Consider the following 19,961-nt stretch of genomic DNA (forward strand, 5'->3'; position numbering starts at 1 on the left):
GCTGCGGCCGCCTTTGGGGCTGTCCCCGTCAAATTAAAAACTGTCTCTCAACCACTGACTCATGCGATGCAGTTTTCCGCCCGTTCCGGTCATCCTGAAACCGGAAAGTCCTTTCGCCGAATGGCTCTCGAAGCTCGCCATTTGAGGATAGATCAGAAGCCCGACCGGGGTCGAAAACGCCGGCCCCTTGGCCGCTTCCGGCAGGCCTGCCACGCCGAGCGGCCGGCCGATGCGCACGTTGCGCCCAAGAATGCGGCGCGCCGCCTCCGGCAGGCCCGCCAGTTGGCTGGCGCCGCCGGTGAGGACGACCCGCTTGCCGACGGCGTTGCCGTAGCCCGATTTGTTCAGCCGGTCGCGCAAAAGCTCCAGCGTCTCGTCGATGCGCGCCCGGATGATCCGCGTCATCACCGAGCGCGGGATCTGTAGCGGCAGCTCGCCCTCCTCGCCGATCGGCTGGATGGAAACCAGGTCGCGGTCGTCCGCACTGCCCGGCAGCGCAGAGCCATGCATTACCTTCAGCCGCTCGGCGGCGTCGAGCGAAGTCGACAGCCCCTTGGCCATGTCGAGCGTCACATGATTGCCGCCGATAGCGATGGCGTCGCCATGCACGAACTTGCCTTCCGAGAACACCGAGATCGTGGTCGTGCCGCCGCCCATATCGATGCAGGCCGCGCCCATTTCGAGCTCGTCGTCGACCAAAGCCGCGAGACCGCTGGCATACGGCGTCGCCACCATGCGCTCGACCGACAGATGCGAGCGGTTGATGCAAAGCTCGAGATTGCGCATCGGCGCAGCATCGCCGGTCAGCACATGCATATCGACGCCCAGCGTCTCCCCGACCATACCGCGGGGATCCCGCACGCCGCGCTCGGCATCGAGCGAGAAGCCGACGGGAAGCGAATGAACCACCTCTCGCTCGGCCCGCAGCGCCTGCTTCGCGCCGGCAGCGAGCACGCGCTTGATGTCGGCTTCCTCGACCTGATGGCCGCCGAGATTGATGGTTGCCGAAAAGGCCTCGCTCTTCAGCCGGCCGGCCGTCATGTTGACGATAAGGGAATCGACGGTGAGCCCCGCCATGCGCTCGGCGGCGTCGACAGCGAGACGGATGGCATGCTCGGCGCGGTCGAGATCGACCACGACGCCCGACTTAACTCCCTGCGACTTCTGATGGCCGATGCCGATCACCTGGATGCGATGCGAGCGTCCGCGCAACAGCTTGCCGTCCTCGCGCGGCTTCAGCTTCGCCACCACGCAGCAGACCTTGCTCGAGCCGACATCGAGCACCGTCAGCGTGCCCGACCGGCGCGAAGAGGCATCACCGCCGCCGCCAAGCCAGCTCATATCTTCGTCTCCGGCTTGCGTTTCGTCAGGGTCTTCGGCTTGTCGCTGAGCGCGGCTTCGCGCTGCGTCGCCGCTTCCGGCGAGAGCTCGACGACCAGGCGATCGGACAACCGCATGTCGACGGCAGCGATGTCGCGCGTCAACAGTCCGTTGTCATGATCAAGCTTGACGAGCTCGGCGATCGCCTGATCCTCGCCGTCTTCCGGCAGCTTCACGGTGATGCCGTTCTCCAGCTTGAGATCCCAGCGCCGCTCGCCGACACGAATATAGCCTTTGACCCGCGCCGCCAGCTCGGGATAGCGCTTGATCCTCTCCAGGAAATCCGGCGCCTTGGCCGGCGCGCCCGTGCCGATGATCAGCGGCAGCAAAGCCTGCTTGCCGCCCGAGAACGGCGCGATCACCTCGCCCGACCGCTCGATGACCGAAAGCGAATTGCCCTGCTGCCAGAGCGCGAAGGGCTCACGCTCCTCGACACGGACCTCCAGCGTGTGAGGATAGATCTTGCGCACGGCCGCAACCTCGACCCAGGGCAACGTCGCGACGCGCTCGCGCGCAGCCTCGGCATCAAAGCCGATCAGCGACGTCCAGCCATCGAGGCCGAGGCGGTCCAGTATATCGATCTCGGAAGTCTGGCGATTGCCGACGACCTTGATCTGGTCGACGGCAAAACCGGTTCGGGCCGTCACGCCCTGCACGATACTGTCGGCGTAGCCGCCGAGATAGGCCCCGTAGGCTCCGGCGGAAGCCAACAAGGCAGCCGAGAGGATCGCAGCCGAGAAGCGCGGCGCCTCATACTCGCCATCGCAGAGACGGGCAAGCAAACGCACCGGCCGCCGCAGCTGGCGCGGCAACACGAAATGGTCGAACGATAGCGGCACGCCGAACAGCGCGGGCCCAGTCCCGCGGCCCTTGCCCTGGCCCCACCTCAACGCAGACACGAAGCGTCCTCCACCATCCAACTCAACAATTCGCCGAACGAATGCCCCGCTTGCGCGGCGATTTCAGGCACCAGAGACGTCGGCGTCATGCCCGGCTGGGTGTTGATCTCGAGCCAGACAACCTCGCCGTTTTCGGAGTGACGGTCGTCGTAACGGAAGTCCGACCGGGAAACGCCCCGGCAACCGATAGCAAGATGAGCCTTGAGGGCCAGTGTCTGTATTTTTTGGTAAATATTCGGTGAAATTTTTGCAGGGGTTTCGTGTTTTGATCCACCCGGGACGTACTTTGAATCGTAGTCGTAGAAGGAATGACCGGTCGGGATGATTTCACAGACCCCAAGCGCCACGTCACCCATCACCGCGCAGGTCAACTCGCGCCCGTGGATGTAGCGCTCGACCATGACGATCTCGCCATACTTCCATTCGGACGAGCCGATGACTTGCGGCGGATGCGACTGCCCCTCGTGCACAATGACGACGCCGAAGCTCGAGCCTTCATTGACCGGCTTCACCACGTAAGGCGGCTTCATCGGATGCTTGTTCTGGACGGAGAAGCGGTTGACCACCTTCGATTCCGCGACGGGAATGCCGGACGCCTTGGCGACCTTCTTGGCCTGCTCCTTGTTCATGGCCAGCGCCGAAGCGAGCACGCCCGAATGGGTGTAGGGAATTCCGAGATATTCGAGAATTCCCTGGATGGTGCCATCCTCGCCGAACGGGCCATGCAGCGCGTTGAAGGCGACATCGGGCTTGAGCTCGGCAAGCAGAGACCCGACATCGCGCGAAACATCGACGCGGGTGACCTGATAACCTTCATTCTCGAGCGCATCCGCACATGCCTTCCCCGACGACAGAGACACGGGCCGCTCCGAGGAAAATCCCCCCAGGAGAACAGCCACATGCTTCTTCTTCATCCCGCCTTCCCCTTTCACGCCGGGCCTGCAACCAATATTTCCGCACGCAACATTTCCGCACATTGAGTCGGAGTCTTCCGGCAGGTTGCCCCCCCAGACGGAAAACGCGGGTAACGCGTCAAACGACTCAAATCAGGAAACGCTTTAGAGCAGAGAATCAGAGAGTTGATTCCCTGGCAAGTACCTATGATTCCGAGAGATTCACTTTCCGCGAAAACGGGCGAGAAAAGTGTGTTGTTGAGTCTTTGCGGTAACGCTTGACGGCGTCGCCGACGACGCAAGTTCAAGCACTACTTGAACATCGCAGCGAGCTAAAGAAGCTGGCCCAGGAACTCCTGCACCGCGTGACCCGGCCGGAAGTTGCCCAGCCGCTTGATCTCCCAATGCAGGCGGATGCCCGAATTTTCCAGCACCCGCGCTCGCACCGTCTCGCCGAGATATTCGAGATCGTAGCCGGTCGCGGTGCCGGTGTTGATCATGAAGTTGCAGTGCATGGGAGACATCTGCGCGCCGCCGATCATCAGCCCGCGGCAGCCGGCCTTGTCGATCTCTTTCCACGCCGACGAGCCTTCCGGGTTCTTGAAGGTCGAACCGCCGGTCTTCTCGCGGATCGGCTGTACCGTCTCGCGATGGTTCTGCACGGCGTCCATCGCCGCCTTAATCGCAACCTTGTCTTCCGGGGGGCCCTCGAAGATGGCCGAGGTAAAGATCAATCCGCCAGGCGCCGACGAATGGCGGTAGGCATAGCCCATATCCGCATTGCTCAGCGTATGGACATTGCCTGCGCGATCGAGCGCCCGCACCTCGACCACGCGCTCGCGCGTCTCGACGCCATTGGCGCCAGCATTCATCCTCAGCGCCCCGCCGACAGCGCCCGGGATGCCGTGAAAGAAATGAAACCCTCCGATGCCGGCTTCATAAGCCACGGCGGCCAGGCGCTTGTCCGGCGTTGCCGCGCCAGCCTTGATGGTGGTCGATCCGGTGACCTCGGCCTCGCCAAACCCCTTGGCGGAGAGCCTCACCACAAAACCGGGAATGCCGCCGTCGCGCACCAGAAGGTTTGAGCCGACGCCGACGACCGTGATCGGGATTTCCTCCGGCACCGCGCGCAGGAAGGCCGCGAGATCCTCCTCGTCGGCCGGCTGGAACAGCGCTTCCGCCAGCCCGCCGGCACGGAACCAGGTGATCTTGTCCATCTCGGCATTGGGCGTGACGCGGCCGCGCAGGCCGGCAAGCTTGTCGCCGAGCTTGTCGATCAGGTCCTGGCCGCGCATCATGAGGGGGCCCCACCGAGTTCCTTGGGCAGCGCATAGGCCCATTGCGTGATGTTGCCGGCGCCAAGGAAGATGACGAAGTCGCCCGGCTTGGCAAGTTCGCGGACGGCCGGCGCGACCGCCGCCGGGCCTTCGATATAGCGCGCGTCGCGATGGCCGCCGGCACGGATGCGCGACACCAGCGCGTCCGAGGTCACCCCCTCGATCGGTTCCTCGCCGGCCGCGTAAACGGGCGCCACCATGACCGTGTCGGCATCGTTGAAGCAGACGGAAAACTCATTGAACAGGTCGTGCAGCCGGGTGAAGCGGTGCGGTTGCGCAATCGCGATGACGCGGCCCTTTGTGGCTCCGCGCGCGGCCTTGAGCACCGCCGCGATCTCGACCGGGTGGTGGCCGTAATCGTCGAAGACCTCGACGCCGTTCCAGGAACCGGTGCGCGTGAAACGTCGCTTGACGCCGGCGAAGGATGACAGGCCTTTCTTGATGGCTTCGGGGGACAGACCAAGCTCATGCGCGACCGCGATCGCTGCCGTCGCGTTGGAGACATTATGGCGGCCGGGCATCGGCAGCCGCAGACCCGTGATCGTCGTCGTGCCCCGCCCCTTGCGGTCGCGGATCACCACGTCGAACTCGGATGTAGCTCCGTCCATGCGATGATTGGCGAAGCGCACGTCGGCCTGGGCATTCTCGCCATAGGTGATGACGCGCCGATCCTCGATGCTGCCGACCAGCGCCTGCACCTCCGGATGGTCGGTGCACATCACACCGAAACCGTAGAACGGTACGTTCTCGACGAACTGGCGGAAGGCCTCGCGCACCTTGTCGAAGCTGCCATAGTGGTCGAGATGCTCGGGATCGATGTTGGTGACGACGGCGATGTCAGCCGGCAGCTTGAGGAAGGTACCGTCGCTCTCGTCGGCCTCGACCACCATCCACTCGCCGTCACCCATGCGGGCATTGGTACCATACGCGTTGATGATGCCGCCATTGATGACGGTCGGGTCGAGCCCGCCGGCTTCGAGCAGCGTCGCGACCATGGAGGTGGTCGTCGTCTTGCCATGCGTGCCGCCGATGGCGACCGCCTGGCGGAAGCGCATCAGCTCGGCCAGCATCTCGGCGCGGCGCACGACCGGCAGCAGTTTCTCGCGCGCCGCCTTGAGCTCTGGGTTGGATTTCTTGATGGCGGTCGACACCACGACCACCTCGGCCTCGCCGATGTTCTCGGCCTTGTGGCCGACGAAACATTCGATGCCCTTGTCGCGCAGCCGCTGCACATTGGCGCCGTCCGCCTGGTCCGAGCCCTGCACCTTGTAGCCGAGATTGTGCAGCACCTCGGCAATGCCGCTCATGCCGATGCCGCCGATGCCGATGAAATGCACGAGGCCGATCGTCTGCGGCATCTTCATGCGCGCGTCCTCCTGTAGTCGGAAACCGTTTTGCCGGACGCAATAGCCTCTGTCAGATCGCCGAGCAACCGCGCCGCGTCGGGTTTTCCGGCCGAGCGGGCAGCCGCGGCCATTGCGGTCAGCCGGCCGGGATCCTCCATCAGCCCGCCGACCAACGCGGCGATCCGCTCGGCCGAGAGCGTCGATTGCTGATGGACCTCGGCCCCACCGGCGGCGGCAAGTGCCGCGGCATTCGCCGCCTGGTCGTGATCGAGCGCATGCGGGTAAGGCACCAGCAGCGCCGGGCGTCCGATGACCGCGATCTCCGATACGGTCGAGGCACCGGACCGCGACATCACCAGATGCGCGGCCGCCATGCGCGCCGCCATATCGGTGAAGAAGGGCGAGACCTGCGCGTCGACGCCGAGATCGGCATAGGCGGTCTTCACTCGCGCCACGTCTTCCGCGCGCGCTTGCTGGGTGATCGCCAGCCGCTTGCGCTGCGCTTCGGGCAAAAGCGCGATCGCCGCCGGCACAGCATCGGAAAAGAACTGCGCACCCTGGCTGCCGCCGAAGACCAGGAAGCGGAACGGCTCGCTGGCATCCGACGCGGCATAAGGCGATTTCGCCGCTTCAAGTATCTGCGGCCTCACAGGATTGCCCGTGGTCACCGTCTTGGCGCCGGCCGCGCTTTCCCCCTCGGGCAGGAACCCGCCGGCAATCGCATCGACCCGGCTCGACAGCGCCTTGTTGGCACGTCCCATGACGGCGTTCTGCTCATGGATCAGCGTCGGCACCTTGCGCCGTGTCGCCGCATAGAGCGGCGGCAATGTCGGATAGCCGCCGAAGCCGACGACGGCGTCAGGCTTGATCCTGGCGATGACACGCCCCGCTTGCCGCACGCCTTGCCAGATCGTCCAGAAGGACGCGAGGATGGCGAAGGGATTCTTCGAACCCAAAGTCGCCGAGCGGATGGAGTGGATCGCGGCGGCGGGAAAGTGGCCGGAGTAGCGCTCCGCGCGGCGGTCGGTGGCAAGATGCACCTCCCAACCCCGCTCGGTCAGCTCATGCGCAAGCGCCTCGGCTGGGAACAGATGTCCGCCCGTTCCGCCGGCCGCCAGCAGGATGACACCCTTCGACATCCCGCCTCATTCCGCCGGCATGGCGCGCTGCGAGAAGGCGTAGCCAATCTGCTTGCGCTTTTCGGGATGCCTGCGCGTCAGCGCCAGCACCATGCCCATCGAGACGGCAATCGCGATCTGCGAGGAGCCGCCATAGGAGATGAAGGGCAGCGTCATGCCCTTGGCCGGCATCAACTGTAGGTTCACGCACATGTTGATGGCCGACTGCAGGCCGAAAATGGTGACGAGCCCGCCGACGGCGTAACGGGTGAAGTCGTCATGCTCCTTGAGCGCGATGCTCAATCCGCGCAGCACGATGAAAGCGAAAATCGACATGATGAAGAAGCACATGATCAGCCCGAACTCCTCGCCCGCGACCGAAAATACGAAGTCGGCGTGGCTGTCGGGGATGACCCGCTTCACCGTGCCCTCGCCTGGACCGACGCCGAACCAGCCGCCATTGATCAGCGCCTCACGGCCCATGTCGACCTGGAAAGTGTCGCCTTCGCCGGTGAGGAACTTGTCGATGCGGGCGGCCACATGCGGAAATACTGTATAGGCCGCGAACACGCCGCCGACGCCGGCAGCCCCCAGCGCGACGATCCAGAACCACGGCAGGCCGGCCATGAAGAACATCACGCCCCAGGTGCCCAGCACCAGCATGGTCTGGCCGAGATCCGGCTGCGCGATCAGCAGCGAGATCACCAAGGCCAGCAGCAGCATGGCGAACAGATTGCCGGGAATGTCGGGCTGGCGCTTGTGCTCGGCAAACAGCCAGGCGCAAATGATGACAAAGGCCGGCTTCAGGAACTCGGACGGCTGGATCGAGAGCCCGGCGAGCGATACCCAGCGCCGCGCGCCCTTCACCTCGACGCCGATATAGAGAACCGCCACCATCAGCACCAGCATGATGCAGATCATCGCCAGCGACATGCGCCTTATTTGTCGCGCTTCCAGGAAGGAAACCGCGAGCATCACGACGAGCGCCGGGATGGTGAAGATGATCTGTCTTGTGGCGAAGTGGAAGCTGTCGAGACCGATGCGCTCGGCGACCGCCGGGCTTGCGGCGAAGGACAAGACGATGCCGAGCCCCATCAGCGACAGGAATGCCGCCAGGAACCAGCGATCGATCGTCCACCACCAGGTTGCGACCGGACTTTTGTCGAGACGGCTTTGCATCAACGTGGCCCTCCGATGGCTTTCACCCCATCAATAGCAGTCGCAGCTTGCCTGAAGACTTCGCCGCGAACCTCGAAATTCTTGAACTGGTCGAAACTGGCGCAGGCCGGCGAAAGCAGGACGACGGCCTCGCCGCCGGTGTCGCCCGCGGCGTCATGGGCGGCGTGCTCGACCGCGGCCGCCAGCGTTCCGGATATTTCGTAAGGCACCGCCTCGCCGAGCGTGGCGGCGAAAGCGGGAGCGGCCTCGCCGATCAGATAGGCCTTGGCGATGCGTGGAAAGAAACCGCGCAGCGGCTCTATCCCGCCTTCCTTGGGCAGGCCGCCTGCGATCCAATAGATGCGGTTGAAGCTCGACAGCGCGGGAGCGGCCGCATCGGCATTGGTCGCCTTGGAATCGTTGACGAACAGCACATGATCCTTGCGGCCCACCTGCTCCATGCGGTGCGCCAGCCCCGGGAAGCTTTCCAGCCCCGCCTGGATCTCGCCGAGTTCCAGCCCGACCCTGAGGCAGGCGGCGACGGCGGCGAGCGCATTCTGCGCATTGTGCTGGCCGCGCAGCGAGCCGATGCCTTCCAGGAATGCGATGCGGCTGTAGCGACCGTGCACGGCTTCCATCAGATTCGTGCCGTCGGCGAAATAGCCGTCGGTCAGCGGCAGGCGCTTGGAAATGCGGATCACTTGCCGGCCTGCCCGCTCCAGCCGGTCGGCAATCTGGGCGCACCAGGAATCGTCGACGCCGATGATCGCGGTGTCGCTGCCGGCGACCAGCCTTTCCTTGATCGAGGCGTAATGGGCCATGGTGCCGTGGCGGTCGAGATGGTCAGGCGTCAGATTGAGCAGGATGCCGGCGGTCGGATTGATGGAGGGCGCGAGATCGATCTGGTAGGAAGAGCATTCCACCACATAGTGCCGTTCGGGCTCGGGCGGATCGAGCGTCATGATGGCGCGGCCGATATTGCCGCCCATCTGGGTGTCGCGTCCGGCCGACTTCAGGATGTGCGCCGTCATCGCCGTGGTCGTCGATTTGCCGTTGGTGCCGGTGATCGCGACGAAGGGTGCGGCCGGCGCGCGCTGGATGCGCTCGCGGCAGAACAGCTCGATATCGCCGATCACCTCGACGCCGGCGCCGCGCGCCAGTTCCACCGTCCAGTGCGGCTTCGGATGCGTGAGCGGCACCCCGGGCGACAGGACAAAGGCCGCAAAGCGCGACCAGTCGGCGCCGCGCAGGTCGCCGGTCGCGATCCCGGCGGCTGCTGCCTTGGCGACGCTGTCCGGATTGTCGTCCCAGGCGAGGATCTCGGCGCCGCCGGCGATCAGCGCATGCGCGGTGGCAATCCCCGACCCGCCGAGCCCGAAGAGCGAAACGGGTTTGCCTGCAAATGAAGCGGCGGCGATCAAGCGGGCATCCTATCTGAGCTTGAGGGTGGAGAGGCCGACCAGCGCCAGGATGACGGCGATGATCCAGAAGCGGATCACCACCTGGCTTTCGGTCCAGCCGAGCTTTTCGAAATGGTGATGGATCGGTGCCATCAGGAAGACGCGCTTGCCGGTCATCTTGAAATAGCCGACCTGGATGATGACCGACAGGATCTCCACCACGAACAGGCCGCCGACAATGACCAGCACGATCTCGTGCTTGGTGGCGACAGCGATGGTGCCGATCAGGCCGCCCATGGCAAGCGAGCCGGTGTCGCCCATGAAGATTGCGGCCGGCGGCGCGTTGAACCACAGGAAGCCGAGGCCGGCGCCGATGACGGCGCCCAGCACGACCGCCAGTTCGCCGGTGCCGGGAACGAAATGGATCTGCAGATACTCGGCGAACACCGCGTTGCCGGAAAGATAGGCGATGACGCCGAACGACGCCGCAGCGATCATGATCGGCACGATCGCCAGCCCGTCTAGGCCGTCGGTCAGGTTCACCGCATTGCCGGCGCCGACGATCACCAAGCAGGAGAACGGCACGAAGAACCAGCCGAGATTGATCAGGAATTCCTTGGCGAACGGGAAGGTCAGCGACGACGAGAACGGCGCCTGGCCGTTATGCATGATCACCCAGGCCGCGATGCCGGCGACAACGAATTCGATCGCCAGCCGCGCCTTGCCGGAGAAGCCCAGATGCGACTGTTTCGTCACCTTTAGATAGTCGTCGTAGAAACCGATCGAGCCGAAGCCGACGGTGACCAAAAGCACCACCCAGACATAGATGCTGGAGAGGTTTGCCCACAGAAGCGAGGAGCCGATGATGCCGGACAGGATCATCAGCCCGCCCATCGTCGGCGTTCCGGCCTTCTTGAAATGCGTCTGCGGTCCGTCGGCGCGGATCGGCTGCCCCTTGCCCTGACGCAGCCGGAGCGAATTGATGATGGTCGGTCCGAATATGAAGACGATCAGCGCCGAAGTGATCAGCGCGCCGCCGGTGCGAAAGGTGATGTAGCGGAAGACATTGAAGGCCGAGATCTTGTCCGCGAAATCAACGAGTAAAGTGAGCATCGGTCCCCCGTATCCCGACCTCAGGTCGGTTCAATGGTTGCGGCTTCCGCCGGAAATTTGCCGAGCAATGCCTCGACCAGCTTTGAAAAGCCGATGCCTTTCGACGACTTGACCATCACCACGTCGCCCGGCCTGATCGCCGACATGACGACGGGCTTCAGCTCTTCGGCTCCTGGCCGGTACTCGGTTTCGACATCCGAAGGCAAAACCTCGGCCAGTGCCCGCATCTCCGGGCCGCCGAGAAAGACGTTGCGCGTTTCTGTGCCGACAATAAGTTCGGCAAGCGCCGCGTGGAGCTTCGCCGAATGGCTGCCGAGTTCCAGCATGTCGCCAAGCACGGCGATGCGCCTGCCCTCGCCCGATACCGGCGTGGCGTTGAGCAGCGCCATGGCTGCCGCCATCGACGCCGGATTGGCATTGTAGCTCTCGTCGATCAGCGTGATCGGACCGTTCGGATGGCGCAAAATGTGGCGCCGGCCGCGCCCGCGCTCTGCCGAAAGATCGGCGAGCGCCGCCGCGACCTTGTCGAGATCGGCGCCGACCAGTTGCGCGGCGCCAAGCACCGCCAGCACATTCTGCACGATGTGGCGGCCGGGCGCCCCGACACGAGCCGTCACGTCCCTCTTGCCGATCTTGACCGCGATATCGGAGTGATCGGCATAAAGATCGCAGCCAACAAGACGAAAGGCCGAGCGGGCGTTCTCGCCGAAGCCGAAGACATGCTCGACACCTGCATCCTTGGCCACTTTCCCGAGCAGCTTCCAACGCGGATCGTCGCGATTGAGCAGAGCGGCGCCGCCGGCCTCTATGCCCTCGAAAATCTCGGCCTTGGCCATGGCGATCTCGTCGAGATTCTTGAAGAAGCCGAGATGGGCGGCCGCGATCAGCGTGACGATCGCGACATGCGGCCTCACCATCTTGACCAGCGGCCTGATCTCGCCCGGATGGTTCATGCCGATCTCGAAGATCGCGTAGTCGCAGTCTGCGGGCATGCGCGCCAAGGTAAGTGGCACGCCCCAGTGATTGTTGAACGACTGCGCCGAGGCGTGCACCTTGCCGACCGCCGACAGCACATGGCGCAGCGCTTCCTTTGTGGTCGTCTTGCCCGCAGAGCCGGTCACCGCGATGATCTTGGCCCGTGAGCGAGCGCGCGCCGCAATGCCGAGCTTTTCCAGCGCTGCAAGCACATCCTGCACGACAATCATCGGCGCAGTCAGCCGGCCAAGCGACGGCAGCTTGCCCTCGGCCACCACCAGCACCGCAGCGCCCGCCTTCACTGCAGCGGTCGCGAAATCGTGGCCGTCCATCGTCTCGCCCTTGATGGCGAAGAAGGCGTTGCCCGGTTCGAGGCTGCGGCTGTCGATCGAAATGCTGGTGATGCCTTCCGGCATCGAGCCGATCGGCCTGCCGCCCATGGCCTTGACAAGCGCTTGCGACGTCCACAGCAAGCTCATGCGGCGCGCTCCTGGAGCGCCTCGCGCACTTCCTCATGATCGGAAAAGTGGAAGGTTTCGGTGCCGATCGTCTGGCCTTCCTCATGCCCCTTGCCGGCGACGATCAGCGTATCGCCGGCATGGAGCATGGCGACGGCCTCGTGGATCGCTTTGCGGCGGTCTCCGATCTCGATGGCGCCGGGCGCCGCGGCAAGGATTGCCGCGCGGATGGTTTCGGGGATTTCCGTGCGCGGATTATCGTCGGTGACGATGACGACATCGGCGAGCCGGGTCGCGATCTCGCCCATGATCGGCCGCTTGCCGCGATCGCGGTCGCCGCCACAGCCGAAGACGACAACGACCCGGCCCGTGGTGAACGGACGAACCGAGGTCAGGACATTTTCCAACGCGTCGGGCTTGTGCGCGTAGTCGACATAGACCGGAGCGCCGGCGGCCGTCGTGCCCACAAGGTCGAGGCGGCCCGGCGCACCTTTGAGTTTCTCCAATGCGGCCAATGCCTTATCGACGGATGTTCCAGTCGAGATGGCGAGGCCGGCCGAAACCAGCGCGTTGGCGATCTGGAAATCACCTGCCAACGGTAGGTCGATCTCGTGAAGCACACCATCGGCCTCCACCTCGGCACGCTGGCGCCGCCGCTCATGCTCGACGCGCTTCAGCGTCAGGAATTCGCCGTGGCGGCCGACGGTCAGAACATTGAGGCCCGCTGCCCGCGCGGCATGAACCGTCGGCTGCGACCAGGGATCGTCGGCGAAGATCACGGCCGGCGCCCCCTTCGGCAGCAGCGTGTCGAACAGACGCAGCTTGGCACGATGATAATCCTCAACCGTCGGATGGTAATCCATGTGGTCGCGGCCGAGATTGGTAAAGCCGCCGGCGGCCAGTTTTACGCCGTCGAGCCGACGCTGGTCGAGACCATGGCTGGAAGCCTCCATCGAGGCGTGCGTTACCCCCGCCTCCGCCAGCTCCTTGAGCAACTGGTGAAGCGCGACGGGATCGGGCGTGGTCAGCGAACCATATTCGTTTCGGCCAGGCGCCACCACGCCCGTCGTGCCGATCGAAGCGGCGGCTAAACCTGCCTGCTCCCAGATCTGGCGGGTGAACGCGGCAACCGATGTCTTGCCGCTGGTCCCGGTTACGGCGACCATCGTCCGAGGCTGCTTGCCAAAGAAGCGCGCCGCGCTCAGCGCCAATGCCAGACGCGGATCATCGACGGCAAGAACCGGGATCGACAGACCGGAGATGGTATTGCCTTTGGCCGCCACGATTGCGGCAGCGCCGCGGCCGGCGGCATCGGCGGCATAGGTCGAGCCATCAGCCTTGCTGCCGGCGAGCGCGAAAAAAACGACGCCCGGTCTTACCTGGCGGGAATCGGAGGAGAGACCGGCAACCTCCAGATCGGGGGAAGCTGTTCCCTCGACAGGCAGGATGCCGGCTAGATTTTTCAGATACATTGAGTCCCGTTCACCGCAACAAAATAGCGCGCAGTTGCCGGCGCGCCCCAAGAATCACTGATAGGAAACCAGCGTTGCACGATTTTCATGGCTGAAATCTGGCTTCACGCCAAGCATCGAAGCCGCACGCCTGATGATGTTGCCTGCCATGATGCCGGCATTCGAGGCGGCGGTGGCGCCCATGCCAGGCTTTTCCGGCTTCGGCTCATCGGCGATAGTCAGCACGATATATTGCGGATCGTCCATCGGAAAGGCGGCGACGAAGGCGTTGAAATTCTTCTCTTTCGAATAACGACCGTTGACGACCTTTTCCGCCGTGCCCGTCTTGCCGCCGACGCGATAACCCGGAACCCTGGCGCTCTTGCCCGAGCCTTTCTCGGCGTTCAGCGCGTAGAGATAGCGCATCCCGTCCACCGTTGTGTCCTTGACCACCCTTTTGGCCACCTCCATCGCCTGCTCGGCCGTGCGCGGCAGAAAAGTCGGCTCGATCAAATAGCCACTCATCAATGCGGCGCAGCCGACGGCAGTTTGCAGGGGCGTGGTCGAGACGCCATGGCCGAAGGCGATGGTGATCGAATTGACCTGCTTCCATACTTTCGGCTCGGTCGGGCGCGCCACTTCCGGCAATTCCGTCTGCATCTTTTCGAGCACGCCTAGCCGATGCAGGAACTCGCGATGCCCTTCGATGCCGACAGCCTCGGCTTCTTTGGCCGAGCCGATGTTGGATGAATAGATGAACACTTCGGGCACCGAAAGCACACGGCCTTTGCTGTGGAAGTCATGGATGGTCTGGCGGCCGATCCTGATCGGGCGCGACGCATCGAAGCGACTCTCCAGCGTCACCTTGCCGGAATCGAGCGCCATGCCGGTGGTGAAGCTCTTGAAGGTCGAGCCCATCTCGTAGAGCCCGGCCGACATACGGTTCAGCCGGTCCTTTTCCTGAGCATTGTAGGGATTGTTGGGGTCAAAATCCGGCACCGAGGCCATGGCCAGCACTTCGCCGGTCTTGATATTGAGGACCACCGCGCCGGCCGCGATCGCGTGGAACCGCTCCATGCCGGTCGCCACCTCGTCGCGCACCACATGCTGGACGCGCAGGTCTATCGACAGCTTCACCGGCTTCAGGTCCCTGGCCACCGCTAGTCCTGACGCCTGCAGATCGGTCAGGCCCTGGTCATCGATGTACTTCTCCATACCGGAGATGCCCTGATTGTCGATGTTGGTGAGCCCGACAATGTAGGATGACGTTTCGCCGCTCGGATAGAAGCGGCGCTTTTCGGTGCGGAAACCGAGACCCGGGATGCCGAGCGCCATGATGTCGGCCTGCTGCTTCGGCGTCAGCTGCCGCTGCAGCCAGACGAAGCCGGCGCCGCTCTTCAGCTTGTGATAAGTCTGCTCGTAGTCAATCTCGGGAAGCACGGTCGAGAGCTTCTCGATCGCCTCGTCGGCGTCGACGATACGGCGCGGCTCGGCGAACAGCGACGCCGTCTTGATGTCGGTCGCCAGCACCTCGCCGTTGCGGTCGACGATGTCCGGCCGCGATGCAGTGACGCGGCTCTGCGGACCACCTGAATTGTCCGGATTCTGCAGGCCGAGATAGACCAGTCGGCCGGCAATCGTCGAATAGATGGTGAAGAACACCGCCATCGTCATGACGATGCGGGTCTTGGCCTTGCCGCCGGTTGCCTTGCGGGCGGCGTCGACGACGATCGAGCCGTCCTCAGCTGCCTTGCTTCGGCGCTTCAGCAGGTTGCCGATCCCTGGAAGCCTGCTGATCATTGCACGGTGCTCCCGGTCACCACCGGATCCTTGCCGTCCGACGGCCCTTTGCCCGAATTGTCGGCCATGCCGCCGAGCGGCTGCGACGACAGGTCCTCGATATTGAGCGGCTTCATCGGCACGTCGTCGAGCCCGCCGATTTGGTGGGCGTTGAGCGGCTCGAGCCCGAGCTGCGACTTGTAGATTTCGGCAAGCTTCTGCAGCCGCGCCGGCTGGGTGAGCAGGCTCCAGTCCGCCTTGAGAAGATCGATTGTGTCTTCCTCGTAGCGGATCTGCGCCTGCAGCTTCTGCACCGCCGCCAGCTGGTCCTCGGCCTCGCGCTTGGTCTTGTAGGTCAATGCCGCCGCCGAGACCATGACGGCGATCAGGACTATATCGCTGGTGCGAAACACGTGCTTACCTCTCCCCCGGCCGCTCGACGGCGGGAAGCTTTGGAAGGCCGAAAATCGAAAAGTCGCCGGCGCGCGCAGGCGCGCCGGTGCGGATTGCCGCGCGCAGCCTCGCCGAGCGCGCCCGCGGATTGCCGGCGATCTCGGCCTCTCCCGGCGTCACCCCGCCGCCGGATTTGCGGAAGGTCGCCAGCCGCGCCGGCGCGTCCGGCATATGACGCGATCCGCTGGCCGCATCGGCGCGATCGGCGATGAAGCGCTTGACGATGCGATCCTCCAGCGAATGAAAGGTCACGACGGCGAGCCTGCCGCCCGGCTTCAGCACCCGCTCGGCGGCGAACAGCGCGCTCGCCAACTCGCCGAGCTCGTCATTGACGAAGATGCGCAGCGCCTGGAAGACGCGGGTGGCGGGATGGATCTTGTCCTTCGGCGCGCGGCCGACATGGGTGGCGATGGCGTCGGCAAGATCGAGCGTGCGCTCGAAGGGCCGCTTCTCGCGCCGGGCCTCGATCATGCGGGCGATGCGGCCGGCATGCCGCTCTTCGCCGAGAAAGCCGAAGATGCGGGCAAGGTCGCCCGCCTTGAAGGTGTTCACGACGTCGGCGGCGCTCAGGCCAGCCTGCGCCATGCGCATGTCGAGCGGTCCGTCGGCGCGAAAGGAAAAGCCGCGCCCAGCCTGGTCGAGCTGCATCGACGAGACGCCGATGTCGAGCACGACGCCGTCGGCGCTTTCGACATGCTTGTCCAGGGTCGAGAACGGCTCCTGAACGAGCTTCAGCCTGCCGCCGGCCTGCTGTTCCAGAGCCTTGCCCGCGGCGATCGCATCCGGATCGCGGTCGATGGCCACGACCGAGGCGCCGCGCTCGAGGATGGCGGTGGTGTAGCCGCCGGCGCCGAACGTGCCGTCGACGATCGTCTCACCCGCCTTGGGTTCAAGCGCCTCCAGCACTTCGGCAAGGAGGACCGGAATGTGACGGACCAGTCCGCCAACGGCGTGAGGATCATCGCCGTGGCCAGTCATCATTCCGGTCGCTCCCCGGGCTTCGTCCCCTGCCGAAGCTGCAAAAGCCTGGCTCGAGCCTGCGCCCCATAGGCGGCAAGTCGGCCCGGCTCCCAGATCTGGAAGAAATTGCCGCGGCCGACAAAGGCCACCTCGTTCGAGATGCCCGTGTGCTCGCGGATGAAATCGGTCATCGTGATGCGGCCGTCCTGGTCGAGTTTCAGGAACGTCCCGTCGCCATGGCAGAAGAAGGACATATCGTCCGCCGTCCGCAGGAAGGGATCTTCCAGCGCGATCCGCTGCTCGTAGCGGTCGAGCAGATCGAGCCCGCCGACGTCCATCGCCGGAAGGTCGAGGCAGCGTAGCGCATAGAGTTCCGCATAGCCACGTTTCTGCACGACCGAACGGAAATGCGCCGGGACGGATACCCGCCCCTTCGCATCGATCCTGTTCACTGCGTTTGACAGAAATCGGTCCACTACACCTTACAGCCGCTGTCGCCGCCGCACCCCTGCCCATGTTTTTCTCCGCGCCGCCGCCGCGCATCGCCTCGCGACAAATCGCTTCATTCACCAAGGCGAAAACCGGCAAACGCGCAGCCGCCGCGACTGCCCGATTGGCGTACGCTTCACCCTGACGCGGAACGAAAGCTTGATGAGAGTGGGATATCATGGGGTAATATGGGCGTCAACGGGAAGAGGCATCACAAACACGCATGCCACAACCTGAAAGCGCAGGCTCGCGGCACGTCTCGTCTTTATCGACCATTAAGCCTAACGAAGCGTTTAGAAGGCTCTGGCCCAAAGGGCGCGGCTTGCCGCGAAGGCCCGGCACGCCTAGCGTTCGGACGTCAGTTCAGTGAAGGAATGCGCCCAATGTCCGAAACCGCGAAGTCACGCGCCGCGACACTTGCCCATCTGCGCAGCGGCGATTTCGCCAAGGGCGATCCGATCCCTTTGCCGCTGACAATGGCCTCGATCTTTCATTCGCCGGGCGACGCGACGGGCTTCGATCAATACGGCCGCTTCAGCAATCCGACATGGCACGCGGTCGAGCATGCGCTTGGTCATCTCGAAGACGCGCAGTGCGTCGCCTTTCCGTCGGGCATGGCGGCGATTTCGGCAACGTTCTTTGCGCTGGTCAAATCTGGCGACCGCATCCTCTTGCCCTCGGACGGCTACCACACGACGCGGGCTCTGGCGGAGCGTTTCCTGAAACCGCTCGGCATCGCCTGTGACGTGAGGCCGACATCGAGCATGCTCGACGGCGGCTTCGCCGGCTACCGGCTGGTCTTCGTCGAAACTCCCTCGAACCCAAGGCTGGATATCTGCGACATCGCCGCCGTCGCCAAGACCGCCCACGAACAAGGTGCGCTCCTCATCGTCGACAACACGACGATGACGCCCTTCGGCCAGCGCCCGCTCGACCTTGGCGCCGACATCGTGGTCTCGGCCGACACCAAGGCGATCAACGGTCACTCGGATGTGCTGTTCGGCCATGTCGCCAGCCGCGATCCGGATATTATCGCCAAGGTCAGGGACTGGCGAGAAACCGCCGGCGGCATTCCCGGGCCGTTCGAGGCCTGGCTCGTGCATCGCGGCCTTGAAACACTTGAGGTGCGGTACGATCGCATGTGCTCCTCGGCGGAAACGATCGCCCGCCGGCTCAAGGGGCATCGCGCCGTGAGCGGCTTGCGCTTTCCAGGCCTTGAGGGCGACCCCTCGCACAATCTGGCGCGTGCCCAGATGGAGCGCTTCGGCTTTCTCATCTCGTTCGAACTGGCTTCGGAAGAGAAGGCCGAGGATTTCATCAACAACTGCGCGCTGATTGAATCGGCGACCTCGTTTGGTGGCGTCCATACATCGGCCGAGCGGCGATCGAAGCGCGGCGATGCCGTGCCGCCCGGCTTCGTGCGGCTGGCCGTCGGCTGCGAGCCGGTGGAAGAGCTCTGGCAGGCGATCGAGGCGTCTTTGGACCGGCTTGGCGGCTGAGCGGCTCGGAGCGCTGTGGAGGAAAATGCCAGCTGGCCTGTAAGCCGGGTTCTGTATGGCCCCCACGCCTTGCGGCGCGGGAACGTGGCGGCCATTCATCTTGGGCGCATGTCGCCATGCGCCTCACGCAACCTACCCGGGCGGTGGGCCGGAAACAGCCCTCGAAGGTTTCCCTTCGCACCGCCCCTATTCGGTCTTGCTCCCGGTGGGGTTTGCCGTGCCGCTTCTGTTGCCAGTCGCGCGGTGGGCTCTTACCCCACCCTTTCACCCTTGCCGCGGCAAATGCCGCGGCGGTTTGCTTTCTGTGGCACTTTCCCTGGGGTCTCCCCCGCCGGCCGTTAGCCGGCACCGTGTCTCCATGGAGCCCGGACTTTCCTCACCCGCAGCCTTTCGGCTCTTGCGGGCGCGGCCGCCCGGCCAGCTGGCAAGGGCGTATAAAGGGATTCGCGCCTGAAAACGCAACAAAAAAGGCAACTGTCCCGCTTAGACAGGCGAACCGAGCGCTGCCATCTGCACCTTCACCTTGCTGCAATAGGCGGCCGAAATCGGATTCATCCGCGTCGCCCCATGTCCGGCATTGTATTTGAGGATGGTACCGCAGGTGGTGCCGCCACCTAGCCCCTGCGCCATGGCGAGGTACTTCATGCCGTATTTGATGTTGGTGTCGGGATCGAACAGTCCCTTGACCGAACCGGTATAGCCCATCATCCGGGCCGTCGCCGGCTTGATCTGCATCAGGCCGATCTCGCCGGCGCCGCCGACCATGTTGGGCCGGAAGTTGCTCTCGATCGTGATGACGGCCTTGGCCAGCGACACCGGCACGCCGTAGCTTGCCGCATAGCGGGCGATGATCGCCGAATATTGGCCGTCGCCAGTTGCCGAAGAAGACAAGGCGGGCTTTTCAGGACGGATGGAAGCTGTCGCGGTCAGGTCGATGGTTTGCCTGCTGCGCTTTGCGTAGCGTTTGAGTCTTGATTTGGCGGACCGCGCTGCGGCGGCTTTCTGCACCTTCGCCGGGGTAGCTCTCTTGGCCGTCGAAGTCTTGGCGCTTGGCGCAGCCTTGGGCTTTGAGGGGGTCGCAGCAAACCCATTGTCCGCCGCCCGGAGGCTCAGGGGGGCGCTGTTCGCTGGGCTGAAGGCAAAAGTCATCACTCCGGCAGCAACGGCTGCCGCTACAACGGTCAATCTTTGCATGTATTCCTGTTCTGTTAGAACCGCGCGAAGAATTTCACGCGGCGGGGCCAATCCAACAC

General features: G+C 64.3%; 17 protein-coding genes and 1 other RNA gene. 1 reads left to right on the top strand and 17 read right to left on the bottom strand.

Annotated elements, in window-relative coordinates; all coding sequences use genetic code 11:
• Positions 1-33 precede the first annotated feature (33 nt).
• The 15 genes from ftsA to mraZ form a co-directional block, all read right to left on the bottom strand.
• Positions 34-1,341: a cell division protein FtsA gene (gene ftsA / locus CK221_RS20470; RefSeq protein ID WP_066990759.1), complete on the bottom strand. Its 1,308-nt coding sequence runs from the start codon at positions 1,339-1,341 to the stop codon at positions 34-36.
• On the bottom strand, positions 1,338-2,279 hold the full coding sequence (locus CK221_RS20475) for a cell division protein FtsQ/DivIB (RefSeq protein ID WP_095779040.1): 942 nt from the start codon (positions 2,277-2,279) through the stop codon (positions 1,338-1,340). The genes ftsA and CK221_RS20475 overlap by 4 nt, the downstream gene beginning before the upstream one ends.
• Positions 2,267-3,193, bottom strand: coding sequence for a D-alanine--D-alanine ligase (locus CK221_RS20480; RefSeq protein WP_095779041.1), 927 nt, complete (start codon positions 3,191-3,193; stop codon positions 2,267-2,269). Before CK221_RS20480 ends, CK221_RS20475 begins: the two co-directional genes overlap by 13 nt.
• A 311-nt stretch (positions 3,194-3,504) precedes the next feature.
• Complete coding sequence (murB, locus tag CK221_RS20485) at positions 3,505-4,470, bottom strand: UDP-N-acetylmuramate dehydrogenase (RefSeq protein WP_095779042.1); 966 nt, start codon at positions 4,468-4,470, stop codon at positions 3,505-3,507.
• Positions 4,467-5,873: a UDP-N-acetylmuramate--L-alanine ligase gene (gene murC / locus CK221_RS20490; protein ID WP_095779043.1), complete on the bottom strand. Its 1,407-nt coding sequence runs from the start codon at positions 5,871-5,873 to the stop codon at positions 4,467-4,469. Before murC ends, murB begins: the two co-directional genes overlap by 4 nt.
• Positions 5,870-6,994, bottom strand: coding sequence for an undecaprenyldiphospho-muramoylpentapeptide beta-N-acetylglucosaminyltransferase (murG, locus tag CK221_RS20495; protein WP_095779044.1), 1,125 nt, complete (start codon positions 6,992-6,994; stop codon positions 5,870-5,872). Before murG ends, murC begins: the two co-directional genes overlap by 4 nt.
• A gap of 6 nt (positions 6,995-7,000) precedes the next feature.
• Positions 7,001-8,152 (bottom strand): putative lipid II flippase FtsW, encoded by a 1,152-nt coding sequence (gene ftsW, locus CK221_RS20500; RefSeq protein WP_067329044.1) that lies wholly within the window; start codon positions 8,150-8,152, stop codon positions 7,001-7,003.
• Positions 8,152-9,552: a UDP-N-acetylmuramoyl-L-alanine--D-glutamate ligase gene (gene murD, locus CK221_RS20505; protein ID WP_095779045.1), complete on the bottom strand. Its 1,401-nt coding sequence runs from the start codon at positions 9,550-9,552 to the stop codon at positions 8,152-8,154. Before murD ends, ftsW begins: the two co-directional genes overlap by 1 nt.
• 9 nt (positions 9,553-9,561) lie before the next feature.
• Positions 9,562-10,644 carry a phospho-N-acetylmuramoyl-pentapeptide-transferase gene (mraY, locus tag CK221_RS20510; protein ID WP_095779046.1) on the bottom strand — a complete coding sequence of 361 codons (1,083 nt, stop codon included), beginning with the start codon at positions 10,642-10,644 and terminating at the stop codon, positions 9,562-9,564.
• Between the two features lie 20 nt (positions 10,645-10,664).
• Positions 10,665-12,098, bottom strand: a complete 1,434-nt coding sequence (locus CK221_RS20515; protein WP_095779047.1) for a UDP-N-acetylmuramoylalanyl-D-glutamyl-2,6-diaminopimelate--D-alanyl-D-alanine ligase — start codon at positions 12,096-12,098, stop codon at positions 10,665-10,667.
• Positions 12,095-13,549, bottom strand: coding sequence for a UDP-N-acetylmuramoyl-L-alanyl-D-glutamate--2,6-diaminopimelate ligase (locus CK221_RS20520; RefSeq protein ID WP_095779048.1), 1,455 nt, complete (start codon positions 13,547-13,549; stop codon positions 12,095-12,097). The genes CK221_RS20515 and CK221_RS20520 overlap by 4 nt, the downstream gene beginning before the upstream one ends.
• A 54-nt stretch (positions 13,550-13,603) precedes the next feature.
• A complete protein-coding gene (locus CK221_RS20525) occupies positions 13,604-15,328 on the bottom strand; it encodes a penicillin-binding protein 2 (RefSeq protein ID WP_095779049.1) in 1,725 nt (574 codons plus the stop codon).
• The gene (locus CK221_RS20530) at positions 15,325-15,720 is read right to left on the bottom strand and encodes a hypothetical protein (RefSeq protein ID WP_066990723.1); all 396 of its coding nucleotides are present in this window, start codon (positions 15,718-15,720) and stop codon (positions 15,325-15,327) included. Before CK221_RS20530 ends, CK221_RS20525 begins: the two co-directional genes overlap by 4 nt.
• Positions 15,721-15,724: 4 nt before the next feature.
• On the bottom strand, positions 15,725-16,741 hold the full coding sequence (gene rsmH, locus CK221_RS20535) for a 16S rRNA (cytosine(1402)-N(4))-methyltransferase RsmH (RefSeq protein ID WP_095779050.1): 1,017 nt from the start codon (positions 16,739-16,741) through the stop codon (positions 15,725-15,727).
• Positions 16,738-17,196 carry a division/cell wall cluster transcriptional repressor MraZ gene (mraZ, locus tag CK221_RS20540; protein WP_066990717.1) on the bottom strand — a complete coding sequence of 153 codons (459 nt, stop codon included), beginning with the start codon at positions 17,194-17,196 and terminating at the stop codon, positions 16,738-16,740. The genes rsmH and mraZ overlap by 4 nt, the downstream gene beginning before the upstream one ends.
• 396 nt (positions 17,197-17,592) lie before the next feature.
• Between mraZ and CK221_RS20545 the strand changes: the two genes are divergently transcribed.
• Complete coding sequence (locus tag CK221_RS20545; protein WP_095779051.1) at positions 17,593-18,708, top strand: cystathionine gamma-lyase; 1,116 nt, start codon at positions 17,593-17,595, stop codon at positions 18,706-18,708.
• A 24-nt stretch (positions 18,709-18,732) separates the two neighbouring features.
• On the opposite strand, the gene rnpB is transcribed toward CK221_RS20545, so the two are convergent.
• An RNA gene (rnpB, locus tag CK221_RS20550) (RNase P RNA component class A) lies at positions 18,733-19,133 on the bottom strand.
• Positions 19,134-19,191: 58 nt separating this feature from the next.
• A complete protein-coding gene (locus tag CK221_RS20555; protein ID WP_095779052.1) occupies positions 19,192-19,902 on the bottom strand; it encodes a transglycosylase SLT domain-containing protein in 711 nt (236 codons plus the stop codon).
• Positions 19,903-19,961: the final 59 nt, after the last annotated feature.

The organism is Mesorhizobium sp. WSM3868, from assembly GCF_002294785.1.
Classification (GTDB): Bacteria; Pseudomonadota; Alphaproteobacteria; order Rhizobiales; family Rhizobiaceae; genus Mesorhizobium.